The sequence below is a fragment of the Streptomyces sp. NPDC054842 genome (assembly GCF_053611025.1).
The window spans coordinates 140,871-152,583 of record NZ_JBSGZN010000001.1; the positions used below are offsets into that span (position 1 = coordinate 140,871).

Annotated in this window: 9 protein-coding genes; 3 read left to right on the forward strand and 6 right to left on the reverse strand. The window is 72.9% G+C overall.

Features of this window, described 5'->3' with window-relative positions; translation table 11 throughout:
* The first annotated feature begins 8 nt into the window (after nt 1-8).
* Entirely contained in the window at nt 9-2,573 is a 2,565-nt protein-coding gene (locus ACWGIS_RS00570; protein WP_453360209.1) for a tetratricopeptide repeat protein, read from the forward strand.
* A gap of 215 nt (nt 2,574-2,788) precedes the next feature.
* Here ACWGIS_RS00570 and ACWGIS_RS00575 read toward each other — a convergent pair whose 3' ends face one another.
* Complete coding sequence (locus ACWGIS_RS00575; protein WP_453360210.1) at nt 2,789-4,195, reverse strand: FG-GAP-like repeat-containing protein; 1,407 nt, start codon at nt 4,193-4,195, stop codon at nt 2,789-2,791.
* 154 nt (nt 4,196-4,349) lie between these two features.
* On the opposite strand from ACWGIS_RS00575, the gene ACWGIS_RS00580 reads away from it, so the two are divergent.
* Nucleotides 4,350-5,465: an ADP-ribosylglycohydrolase family protein gene (locus tag ACWGIS_RS00580; protein WP_453360211.1), complete on the forward strand. Its 1,116-nt coding sequence runs from the start codon at nt 4,350-4,352 to the stop codon at nt 5,463-5,465.
* Nucleotides 5,466-5,505: 40 nt separating this feature from the next.
* Here the strand turns inward: ACWGIS_RS00580 and ACWGIS_RS00585 are convergent, their stop codons facing one another.
* Nucleotides 5,506-7,080, reverse strand: a complete 1,575-nt coding sequence (locus ACWGIS_RS00585; protein WP_453360212.1) for a sodium:solute symporter family protein — start codon at nt 7,078-7,080, stop codon at nt 5,506-5,508.
* A 363-nt stretch (nt 7,081-7,443) separates the two neighbouring features.
* The gene (locus ACWGIS_RS00590; RefSeq protein WP_453360213.1) at nt 7,444-8,229 is read right to left on the reverse strand and encodes an SDR family oxidoreductase; all 786 of its coding nucleotides are present in this window, start codon (nt 8,227-8,229) and stop codon (nt 7,444-7,446) included.
* Nucleotides 8,230-8,334: 105 nt separating this feature from the next.
* Here ACWGIS_RS00590 and ACWGIS_RS00595 point away from each other — a divergent pair, with 105 nt between their 5' ends.
* Entirely contained in the window at nt 8,335-9,174 is an 840-nt protein-coding gene (locus tag ACWGIS_RS00595) for a hypothetical protein (protein ID WP_453360214.1), read from the forward strand.
* Between the two features lie 118 nt (nt 9,175-9,292).
* Here ACWGIS_RS00595 and ACWGIS_RS00600 read toward each other — a convergent pair whose 3' ends face one another.
* The 3 genes from ACWGIS_RS00600 to ACWGIS_RS00610 all read right to left on the reverse strand — a co-directional run bounded on the left by ACWGIS_RS00600 (nt 9,293) and on the right by ACWGIS_RS00610 (nt 11,711).
* Nucleotides 9,293-9,502 (reverse strand): DUF397 domain-containing protein, encoded by a 210-nt coding sequence (locus ACWGIS_RS00600; RefSeq protein ID WP_355785459.1) that lies wholly within the window; start codon nt 9,500-9,502, stop codon nt 9,293-9,295.
* 273 nt (nt 9,503-9,775) lie between these two features.
* Entirely contained in the window at nt 9,776-10,633 is an 858-nt protein-coding gene (locus tag ACWGIS_RS00605; protein ID WP_453360215.1) for a helix-turn-helix domain-containing protein, read from the reverse strand.
* Between the two features lie 322 nt (nt 10,634-10,955).
* Nucleotides 10,956-11,711 carry a GOLPH3/VPS74 family protein gene (locus tag ACWGIS_RS00610; RefSeq protein WP_453360216.1) on the reverse strand — a complete coding sequence of 252 codons (756 nt, stop codon included), beginning with the start codon at nt 11,709-11,711 and terminating at the stop codon, nt 10,956-10,958.
* Nucleotides 11,712-11,713: the final 2 nt, after the last annotated feature.

Genomic DNA, 11,713 nt, shown 5'->3' on the forward strand with positions numbered 1-11,713 from the left:
CCGTCCGGATGCCGGCGCGTTACGCCACACTGGTGCTCGGCCTGACCGGTGACCGGGGGAGGGAACGGCTCATGGCGCGGGCGCGGTCCTCGACGCAGCAGGTGATCAGCGAGCGCGGCCGGCGCGCGTTCGTCGGGCGGGACGCCGAACGCGCGCTGTTCCGGGCCAACTTGGCGCACGCGCCGCAGGACGAGCGGCACACGTTCCTCTTCCACGTGCACGGCAACGCGGGCGTCGGGAAGACATGCCTCGTGCGGGAGTGGGAGCGGATCGCGCGCGAGTGCGGGGCGCTCACCGTGTACGTCGACGAGGCCGTGGGCAGCGTGCCGGAGGCGATTGCGGCCATCAGCGCCCGGTGCGCCCGGGAGGGGCACCGCCTCAAGGACCTCGACCGCCTGCTGGCCGCCCACGCCGAGCGGCGCCACGAGGCGGAGACGGCCGTCGCGGCGGCCCTCGGACCGCGGGGCGGCCACCCCGCGGACGCCCAGGGCCCCGACGCACCGGCCCAGCCGTCGCAGCTGACCCTCGCGGCGACCCGGGCCGGACTCGTGGGCCTCGGCCTGCTGCCCGGCGTCGGCGTCTTCACCGGGGCCGTCGACCCGGTGCAACTCGCCCAGGGCGCCGACCGGTTGCGGGCGTCGATGGGCGGCAGGCCGCGCAACCAGGAGGACCTGCGGCTGGTCCTCGCCCCCGAGCAGGTCCTCACGCCCGTCCTGCTGGACGAGCTCGCCGGGACCGCCGCCCGGGTGCCCTGGATCGTCCTCCTCTTCGACACCTACGAGCGCACCGGGCCCTTCCTCGACGGCTGGCTGCACGACATGCTCGGCACGGACCGCCACGGCGGTGCCCTGCCGGACAACGTCGTGGTCGTCACCGCCGGGCAGCGCCCCCTGCACACCGCCCGCTGGGGCGGCCTCGCGGACTCCGTGACGGACGTGCCGCTCGGGCCGTTCACCGAGACCGAGGCACGCCTGCTGCTCGCCGGCCGGGACGTCGTCGCCGAGCCGGTCGTGCAGGAGGTGCTGCGGCTCACCGGACGGCTGCCGGTGCTGGTCTCCACCCTGGCCGCGAACCGGCCCGCCGCCCCGGACGAGGTGGGCGACCCAAGCGCCACCGCCGTCGACCGCTTCCTGAAGTGGGAGCAGGACCCCGTACGCCGGGCCCTGGTCCTGGCCTGCGCGCTGCCCCGCCGGCTGGACGCGGACGTGTTCCGGGCGGCGTCGGTCTGCGCGGACGAGGAGGCCGACGTGCTGTACGCGTGGCTGCGGGAGCTGCCGTTCGTCGCCGACGGCGGGAACGGGCTGCGGTACCACGACGTCGTACGGGCCCCGATGCTCCGCCTGGAGCGGCGCCGTTCACCGCGCGGCTGGACGGAGCGGCACACGCGGCTGGCCGGGACGTTCGGGCGGTGGCGCGGCGAGCTGGAGGCGGGCCCGGACACCGAGCCGCCGTGGGCCGACGGGGAGTGGCGGGAGCTGCGCCTCGCGGAGTCGTACCACCTGCTGTGCGCCCGCCCCCGGGCGGCGCTCCCCGGGGTGCTGGCGGACACGGTCCGCGCGTGCGACCAGGGCGAGGAGGTGGCCGCGCGGTGGGCCCGGGTGCTGGCCGACGCGGGCCAGGACGCGGACGCCGTGGACGTGGCGCGCTGGGGACGTGACCTCACCGAGGCGCTCGCCGGCACCGGGGAACCGGCCGGTACGGGCGACCCGGAGCCCGGCGGGCAGGAGCGTCCGGACGCCGGTGTCGTCGCCGTACTCGGGCTGCTGCTGAACCGGGGCGGACTCGACCCGGCGGGGCGGGCGCTCGCGCGCTCGGTCCGCGGCGCGGCGCTGCGGCGGGCGGGGGCCCACGCCCGGGCGCTGGCCGAGTACGACCGGGCGGTCGCCCTCGATCCGGGGCTCGCCCGCGCCCACCGGGGCCGCGCCCTGAGCCGGGGCGAACTGGGCGACCACGAGGGCGCGGTGACCGACCTGGACCGCGCCCTGGCGCTGGCGCCGGACGACGGGCGGGCCTACGCGATGCGCGGCGAGTACCGGCGGATCCTGCACGCGTACGACGCCGCGATCGCCGATCTGGACCGGGGGATCGCCCTGGACCCGGCCCGCGCCTTCGCCTGGGCGTCCCGGGGCGCGACGCGGCTGGGCCGGGGCGAGCTGGACGAGGCGCTCGCGGACCTGGACCGGGCCCTGGAGCTGAGCCCGGAGTACGGCTGGGCGCTGGCCCGCCGGGCGCGCGTGTGGCGCGCGCGGGGCGAGCACGCCCGGCAGCTGGCGGACCTCGACCGGGCCGTCCGGGTCCAGCCGGACTGGGCGTGGGGCGCCTGCGAGCGCGGCGACGCCCTGCGGGTCGCCGGGCGCCACGAGGAGGCGCTCGCGGACTACGACCGGGCGCTCGCCCTGGACGGCGCGTACGCGTCGGCGTACGCGAGCCGCGGTGCCTGCCTGAACGCCCTCGGACGGCACACGGAGGCCCTCGCCGACCTGGACCGGGCCCTGGAGCTCAGACCGGGGTACGCGTGGGCCCTGGAGCAGCGCCGGGCTGTGTGCGACCGCCTGCCCGACGGCCGGGGCTGACGGCCGCCGTCCCACCGGAACACCGCGCGAGGCGGGGCAGGGCGCTCGGCACCCGACCGACCGCGAGTGCCCGCCGTGCCGGCGGAGGCGCCCGGCACCGGTCACGAGCGGACGAGCTGCCGGTCCCGCGAGCCCCCGTGCTCGGCGGACGAGCCGCCCGTCCCGTGTGACCGGGGCACCGGTCGGCGCGCCGCCGGTCCCGTGGCGCCGGGTGCTCAGCGGGCGAGCCGCTGGCCGAACAGGGCCTCCTTCTCCGGGGCGCCGAGCGAACCCGGGCCGAACGAGGCGATGTTGGTGGTCGTCGTGCCGGCCTTCGAGCCGCGCAGCACCCAGACCGCGCCGGAGTCCTTGTAGGTGCCGTCCTCCAGCGGGGCGGCCGCGACGAGGTCGGCCCGGTTGTTGGCGTTGACGTCGACGAGCAGGACCGTACGGCCGAAGTTGTCGCTCGTCTCGGACGCGCCGGGGACACCGGACGTGGACTGGTTGAAGGCCTGGGCGCCCGAACCGGTCAGGCCGGACGCGCCGCCCTTGAGCAGGACCACCGCGCCCGCCTCGCGGACCGAGCCGATGTCCTCACCGGGAACGCCGACCGCGATGTCCGGGTAGCCGTCGCCGGTCACGTCGCCCGCGGCCAGGGAGTAGCCGAACTGGTCGCCGAAGTTGCGGTAGTCGTCGCCCGCCTCGTCGGTGCCGGGGACGCCCGCCGTGTTCTGCGTGATCTTGGTGGTGCGCGTGGAGGGCCCGGTCGACGAGCCGTAGACGACCCGGACCGCGCCCGCGTCGTAGTCCATCATCTCCGACACCTGGTCGACCTGGCGGGCCACGAGGTCCCCGTAGCCGTCCTGGTTCACGTCGGCCACGACACCGCCGACGGTGTAGAAGCCGGTGCTCTTGTACGTCGAGGAGAGTCCGGTCGATGTCCCCTTGTAGTAGCGGGACTTGAACTGCATCTCCTCGAAGCCGTTCGTGGTGACGACGTCGTCCTTGCCGTCACCGTTCATGTCCCCGACGGCCATGTCCTGGGGGCCGGACTCGTCGGCGACGACGAGCGTGTCGGTGCGGGCGGGGGCGCCGGCCCGGGTGAAGGGACCGAAGCGGACCTCCAGGTTGCCGTTGCCGTTGGCGATGACGTCGGCGTGCCCGTCGCCGTCGATGTCACCGGCGGCCACCCGGTACGCGGCGTCGGCGAGCGGGGCACCGCCGCTCAGGCCCTGCGCGGAGCCCCAGAGCACCATCGGGTGGTAATAGCTGCCGACGACCAGGTCGGTGTAGCCGTCCCCGTCGAGGTCGCGGGCGGCGGTGCTGATGCCGAAGGTCCCGTACTCCATGAGATCGCCGGGCACGCCCGCGGTGGCCTGCGTGATCAGCTGCGGGTGGGCGGTGTCGGTGCCCGCCGAGGAGCCGTACACGACGGAGACGGAGCCGGCCTGGAAGACGCCGGACACGGTGGCGTACGGGGCGCTGACCGCCAGGTCGGCGAAGCCGTCGCCGTTGAAGTCCACCACGGGGGTCTTCGGCGCGGCGGCGGCGGCCGGACCGGCGGACAGGACCAGGGGCGCGGTCAGCAGGGCGGCCAGCGCCGCGCACCGTGCGACGCCGCGACGGCTCTTGGGGTGAGGCACGAGTGACTCCGAAAGTTGGGTCCGGATAGGTCTTTCGTTCATCTGGACCCGCGGGGGACCCGAACGGTTGTGGTGCAGGTGACTGATCGTGGCCCTGAACCGACCGTTCCCGTTCGATTACAGTGCTGAGCGTTGCGGACCGGAGGAGGGCGTGGTGGGTGCGACATCCGGTGCCGTCTGGGGCCGCAGGGAGCAGCAGGACTTCCGGAGCCGGGTGCGCGGGACCCTGCTGGGGGCGGCCCTCGGCGACGCCCTGGGCGCTCCCCTCGACGCGCTGACCCTGGAGGAGATCCGGACGGCGCACGGCGCGGCCGGCGCCGGTGATCTCGTCCCGGCGTACGGCAGACGCGGCACCGTCACGCACCTCACCCAGCTCACGCTGTTCACCTTCGACGGCCTGATCCGCGCCCAGGTGCGCCGGGACACCGGCGCCTGGCACCCGCCGACCGACCTGCACCGCGCCTACCGCCGCTGGGCCGCGACGCAGAGCGACTGGGGCCCCGACGAGCGCCGCAAGGACGACGGCTGGCTGGCCCGCGAGGAGTGGCTGTACGCCCGGCGTGGCCCGGCCCGCGCCTGTCTGCTGGGTCTGGGCGACGACACCATGGGCACGCTGGACGCGCCCAAGAACCCGGGGGAGCCGGGCGCCGAGGCCGCGGCGCGGTCGGCGCCCTTCGGGCTGCTCGTCGGCTGGGAGCCGCAGCTCGTGCTCCAGCTCGCCGTGGAGTGCGCGGCCCAGACGCACGGCCACCCCGTGGCCTATCTGTCGGCGGGGGCGTACGCGGTGGTGGTGCACGCGCTGGCCCGCGGCGAGAGCCTGGACGCCGCCGTGCAGCGGGCGCTGGCGCTGCTCGCCGCGCGCCCGGGGCAGCAGCCCGTCACCGACGCGCTCCAGCACGCCCTGGGTGCCGTACGGCAGGGGATGCCGTCCCCGGGCAGGGTGGAGGAGCTGGCCGGGCAGGGGACGGCGGAGGGACTGCTCGCGGTGGCCGTGTACTGCGCGCTGGTCGGCGAGGACGTGCGGCACGCGCTGTCCCTCGCCGTGAACCACGGCGGGCCCTCGGGCGCGGCCGGCGCCCTGACCGGGGGACTGCTCGGCGCCCTGCACGGCGAGACGGCCCTCCCGCCGGCTTGGCTGGCCGAGCTGGAGGGCCGTCCCACGATGCTGGTCCTGGCGGACGACTTCGCCATGGAGATGACGCAGGGGCCCGCGCTGCACGGGCCCGCCGGTTCCTCGCCGGGCTGGCTCGCCCGGTATCCGCGCGCCTGACCGGCCGCCCCGGCACGGGCGGCGGCCGGTCGGGCGCCGGTCAGTCCTTGACGGGGGTGCCCACCACCCCGTCCGCCGCCGGTGCCGGGGCGGGGACGGCGGCCGCAGCTCCGGAGCCGTCGTCGTCCGTGTTGATGATCTCGATGAGGGCGTCGCGCTCGGGGGTGTCCTCGGGCTTGAGGAAGCCGATGAGGACGTAGAGGACGAGGGAGATCGCCATCGGCACGGAGACCTGGTACTCCAGCTTCACGTCGGTGCGCTGGGAGAAGTCCAGGTGGTAGTTCATCAGGAAAAACGCGATCAGGCCGCAGGCCCAGCTGGTGAGCGCCGCCGTCGGACCGGACTTACGGAACGGCCGGAGCAGGCCGAGGATGAACGGGATCGCGATGGGCCCCATGAGGCCGGCCACCCACTTGATGACGACGGTGATGATGTCCTTGAACGTGGGGGAGTTGACCTGCGTGGCCACCGCCATGGAGAGGCCGAGGAAGGCGACGGTGGTGACGCGCCCGGCGATCAGCCCGGCCCGGGTGTCCCAGGCCCGCGCCGCCTTGGACAGCACCGGCATGATGTCCCGCGTGAAGACGGCGGCGATCGCGTTCGCGTCCGAGGAGCACATGGCCATCGTGTGCGAGAAGAAGCCGACGACCACCAGGCCCAGCAGGCCGTGCGGCAGCAGCTGTTCGGTCATCAGCCCGTAGGCGTCGGAGCCGTCGGGCTTCTCGGCCGTCACCAGCAGCGGGGACAGCCACATCGGGATGAAGAGGATGACCGGCCACACGAACCACAGCGCGGCGGAGAGGTACGCGGACCGCGTGGCCTCCTTGGCGCTGCCCGTCGCCATGTAGCGCTGGGCCTGGTTCCACATGCCGCCGTTGTACTCGAAGAGCTTGATGAACAGGTACGCGATGAAGAAGACGGTCATGTAGGGGCCCGCGAACCCGCTCGCGTGGCCGTCCAGCTTGGGCGAGTCGAGCGCCTTGGACAGCCCGCCCTGGTCGGAGATCTTGTTCAGCGCGATGACCAGCATCGCGACACCGGCCAGCAACTGGATGACGAACTGGCCGAGTTCGGTCAGCGCGTCGGCCCACAGCCCGCCGATCGTGCAGTACACGGCCGTGATGCCGCCGGTGATGAGGATGCCCTGGGTGAGCGAGACCCCGGTGAAGACGCTCAGCAGCGTGGCGATGGCGGCCCACTTGGCGCCGACGTCCACGATCTTCAGCAGGATGCCGGACCAGGCGAGCGCCTGCTGGGTCGGCAGGTTGTAGCGGTCCTTCAGGTACTCCAGCGGCGAGGCGACGTGCAGCCGTGAGCGCAGCCGGTTGAGCCGCGGCGCGAAGGCCTTGGCGCCGATCGCGATGCCGATGGCGATGGGCAGCGACCAGGTGACGTACGAGGTGATGCCGTAGGTGTACGCGATGCCGGCGTACCCGGTGAACATGACCGCGCTGTAGCCCGACATGTGGTGCGAGATGCCGGACAGCCACCACGGCATCTTGCCGCCCGCGGTGAAGAAGTCGCTGACGTCGTCCACGCGTTTGTGGGACCAGATGCCGATCGCGGTCATCACGCCGAAGTACGCGATCAGGACGGCCCAGTCGAGACCGTTCATGTGCCCCCTCCAGGGGTCCGCCTTTGTAACTGCAGATACCGGACGGCACTTCGCCAGTACGCATGGGTCCCCCGCCCGGGCGGAGCCGGGACGTCGGGGGCGGGCGGAGCCCCCGTGCGGGTGCGGGGACTTCGGGGATTGAACCGCCGGTTCGACCGGCCGGTCAAGCCCTAGTCGGTCATGGATATGAACACAGATCAGAAAGCAGAACGATTTTACTTGCTCTTGACCTGTAGGGCTGTTGTCGTGCTCGTGACGTGAACCACACGATGAGCGGGCACTTCGCCAGACGGACCAGCGACAAGGAGACAGGCGTACGGGATGCGGGTCCCGTGCGGCCGGAAGAGGAGGCGACAGCCGCGACTAGCGCATGACCTCGCCGGCGTTCACGAGCAGGGACTGCCCCGTGATCGCCCGCGCCCGGTCGGACGCCAGGAACACCACGGCGTCCGCGACATCCCCGTCCGTGGCCAGCTCGGGCAGCGCCATCCGCCCGGCCAGCCGCTCGCGCACGACCGCCTCCGGCACGCCCTCGGTGTGCGCGGTGAACCGGACGTACGCCTCGACGGGCGGTCCCCACATCCAGCCCGGCAGCACGGTGTTGACCCGGATCCGGTACGGCCCGAGCTCACGGGCGAGCGAGTACATCGCGCTCGTCAGCGCGCCCTTGGACGCCGCGTACGCCGCCTGGCGCACCTGCGTGGGGGCGGCCACCGACGACTGGGTGCCGATGACGACGACCGAGCCGCCGTCCTCCTTCAGCGCGGGCAGGCAGGCGCGGGTCATCCGCAGGGTGCCGAGCAGGTTCACGTCGATGACCGACTGCCAGGTGGCGAAGTCGGCGTCCTCCAGGCCCCCGAAGTAGCTGTCCCAGGCGGCCACATGGGCCACGGCGTCGATCCGCCCGAACCGCTCCCGGGCCAGCGCCGCCAGTGCCTCGCAGCTCGCCTCGTCGGTGATGTCCGTCGCCCGGTACGCCGTGCGGGTGCCGTCGGGGTCGAGTTCGGCGGCCGTCTTGGCGAGGTTCGCCTCCGTGCGCGCGCCGAGCACGGCGTTGCCCCCCTCGCGCACCACCGCCGCGGCGACCCGGTGTCCGAGCCCGGCGCCCACTCCCGAGACGACGACGGTCCTGCCCGCGAGCAGCGGCATCGGAGACCTCCCGGCTCTGGCGCATTGTCTGACGGGGCGTCAGAGTATGGGCTGCCGACCGAGGAGGGAAGTCCCGCGCGGGACCGGCGCAGAAAGGGGAGCGACATGAGCGAGGACACCCGCAGCGAGGTGTACGCCGAACTGGCCGCCCTCGGCCCGTACGGCGTACACCCGGGCCACGCCCTGATCACCATGGTCGAACCGCATCCGGGCCACGAGCACGCCTACAACCGCTGGTACGAGGACGACCACTACTACGCCGGCGCGATGGCCATGCCCTGGATGTTCGCGGGACGCCGCTGGGTGGCCACCCGCGACCTCCAACTGCTGCGCTACCCCGAGAAGTCGGCCGTCGCCCAGCCCGTCACCGCCGGCTGCTACCTGTCCACGTACTGGGTCACCGAGGGCCGCTACGACGACCACATGCGGTGGACCGTCGGCATCAACAAGCGCCTCAACCGGGATCACCGCATCCACCGGGAGCGCACCCATGTCTTCACCGCGTTCCAGGACCACGAGGCCACGGTCTACCGCGACGGCGCCTCGGGCCCCCGTGACACCCACGCCCTCGACCACCCGTACGCGGGCCTGGTCCTGGAGGTCGTCGACGCCGAATCCGCGGGGAGGCGGGCCGAGTTGCTGGACTGGCTGCGCACCCGCCACCTGCCCGGGCGGCTGGCCGGTTCCCCGGCCTCCCTCGTCACCGTCTTCCGGCCGACCCCGCTGCCCGGCGACCGCATGACCTACGTCAAGCAGGTCGAGGGCGTCGACACCCGGCTGACCCTGCTGTGGTTCCTCGAAGCCGACCCGCGGGAGTGCTGGGAGGCATGGTTCACGGGTCTGGACGACGCGGTGGCCGGGTCCGGGCTGGGGCGGGTGGAGCTGGTGGCCCCCTTCGTCCCCACGGTGCCCGGCACGGACACCTATGTCGACCGGCTCAGGTAGCCGCCGCCGGGCGGCCCCGGAAAGGCCGAGCCCCCTCGGCCAGGACGGCGGGCCGGACGAGAGGGCTCTGTCGGTGGTGCGTATGCGGTTGTTCGGTGTGAGGGTGGGCGTCGGTGCATCAGGTCAGGTCGAAGGCTCCCCGGCCGACCTCCGTCACGAACGCGTTCCACGAGTTCGCGGGGAACGCCAGAGTGGGACCTTCGGGGACCTTCGAGTCCCGGACGGCCATCGCCGCGACGAGCGGGGACTTGACCTCGACACACGCGCCGTTGCCGGTGGAGTAGGAGGACTTCGTCCAGGTGTCCGTGGCGCCTTGCTGGATTGCCATTTTTGCTCCGGTAGCCAGTCGTTGAGTTGCTGTCACCGCGCTGCGGGTTCCGATCGGAACCCGCAGCGCGGTTTGCGCCAACGTTGTTGCTCGATGGCGTGATCGACGCTACTCGCCAACATCGGTGGGCGAAGCGACTATTCACTCGACTGGATGGCATATTCCAGGGGGGTCTTCCATCCCGGTCCGGCGAAGGTGTACTGTGCCGCACCTTCACGCCGGAGGACCCCTTTCAGGTGGTTCCGGACGGTTCCCCGGACCCCGGCGCGGGACTCAGCGCGCGTACTCCTTGGCGATGTCCGCGATGAACTGACGGGACTGCTCCACGTTCAGCGCCTGCGCCCGCAGGTGCTCGTACATGACGCTGTACTTCTGGACGTCGTTCGCCTTCTCCAGGTACAGGTCGCTCGTGACGCCCTCGATGTAGACGACGCTGGAGTCCGCAGCGTCCGGGAACTCCAGGATCGCGTACTGCCCGTTGAGACCGGGGTGCGCGCCCATGTCGAAGGGGATCACCTGCACGGTGACGTGCGGCAGCTGCGACTGCTCGACCAGGTACTCCAGCTGGTCCCGCATCAGGGAGCGGTTGCCGACGGTCCGGCGCAGCGCCGCCTCGTCCAGCACGGTCCACAGGCGCAGCGGGTTGTCCGGCGCGGAGATTCGTTCCTGCCTGCGCAGGCGGACCTGTACGCGCTTGTCGATGTCGGCCGGGGCGGTCTCCGGCAGCGCGCCCGCGATCAGCGCCTCCGCGTACGGCCGGGTCTGGAGCAGGCCCGGGACGACCTGGGGGTCGTAGACGCGCAGGGACGCGGCGTCGGTCTCCAGGCCGATGTAGACGCTGTAGGGGATGTCGCCGAAGGAGTGCCACCAGCCCTGCTGGCGCGAGTCCTTGGCCATCTGCATCAGCGAGTCGACGATCCGGTGGTCGTCCACCTCGTAGACCCCGCACAGGTCGCGGACGTCGCGCTGGCTGATGCTGCGCCGCCCGTTCTCCAGGCGGCTGATCTTCGACTGCGAGACGAGCAGCCGCTCGGCCACCTCTTCGGCGGTCATGCCCTTGAGCTCGCGGAGCCGCCGCAGCTCCTGGCCCAGCCGGCGGCGCCGGACGGTGGGATTGACACTTGACGCCACGGGACGTGCACCTCCGGCTGCGTGCCTCTACTTTGCGTATCTGCTGCTGAGCAGACTGCCACCAAGGTGCTTTGCACCGCTGGGAAACAGTGGATGTGCGCTGCACACAGGGCAGTTCACGACGCGTCCGGTACATGCGGCCGCGCGGGGCGGCGGGGCCGTGACGGGCGTCCTGGCGGACGGACGTACGGCCCCGCCGCCCCGCGCGGGCCGGCGGCTCCCGAACCGGGTCGTGTGGGGACTGCGGTGCGGCGCTGACGTGCTGGACGTGCTGGACCTGCGGAGGTGGTGCTGGTCGTGCCGTGTGCCGGGGTACTGCGGCTCAGTGGACCACGGCCCGCGCCATGGAACCGTGGCGCGGTTGCATCGGGACGCCCCTGGCGGGCTCCGGTGCGGACCTGACGCCGGCGGTGGCCGGACGGCCTGCCGGTGCCGGGCTGCGGCGTGGCTGTGCGCCCACACCGTTCTGGACGTCCATGACCGCGTGGGCCACGAGGCCGCCCATGGGGTCGTGCCTGATCAGGTCCCGGAGCCTGGAGCGGGACGAACGTCCCTCGTTCCCCGGGTAGAGGTGCTTGCCGAGACCGACCGCGTGGGCCAGTGCGGCGAGCGCCGCGGTCCGCGGGTCCGGCGGTACGCCGGTGCGGATCGCACTGTCCAGCCGGGCCCTGATCTCCCGGCTGATCTCCGTGTCCGTCGCCTGGTAGCGAGTCGTCGGAAGCACCCCGCACATCTGGCCGGCCACGGCATGCACCATGCCGCACCTCTCCAGATGCGAGAGATAGGTCTGGCGCAGCCCCAGGCGGGGCCCGCCGATCCAGTTGACGGCGCGTACGGGTGCTCCGCGTCGGCGAAGCAGTTCCAACGCACAGTCCAGTGTCGGATCTCCAGTCGGCCGTGGTGCCACCACGGCGATACGATCCCCGTCTGGGGCTATCCGTCCGGCCAGCGCCAGCTCCACTAGCTGTGCTCCGGCCAGACCGAGGTCGAGCGACTGCGGCTGTGCGGTGGTACCCGTGGTCGGGTCCAGCGCCAGCAACAGAAGCTCCTCCGGAATTGTTCTGCGGCTCCTGCCCATCC

Excerpts from the sequence above, each read along its gene's own strand:
- ACWGIS_RS00585 (WP_453360212.1), bottom strand. The coding sequence starts at position 7,080 with ATGAACGGTCTCGACTGGGCCGTCCTGATCGCGTACTTCGGCGTGATG.
- ACWGIS_RS00570 (WP_453360209.1), top strand. The coding sequence starts at position 9 with ATGCCGGCGCGTTACGCCACACTGGTGCTCGGCCTGACCGGTGACCGG.
- ACWGIS_RS00600 (WP_355785459.1), bottom strand. The coding sequence starts at position 9,502 with ATGGCAATCCAGCAAGGCGCCACGGACACCTGGACGAAGTCCTCCTAC.
- ACWGIS_RS00595 (WP_453360214.1), top strand. The coding sequence starts at position 8,335 with ATGAGCGAGGACACCCGCAGCGAGGTGTACGCCGAACTGGCCGCCCTC.
- ACWGIS_RS00610 (WP_453360216.1), bottom strand. The coding sequence starts at position 11,711 with ATGGGCAGGAGCCGCAGAACAATTCCGGAGGAGCTTCTGTTGCTGGCG.
- ACWGIS_RS00590 (WP_453360213.1), bottom strand. The coding sequence starts at position 8,229 with ATGCCGCTGCTCGCGGGCAGGACCGTCGTCGTCTCGGGAGTGGGCGCC.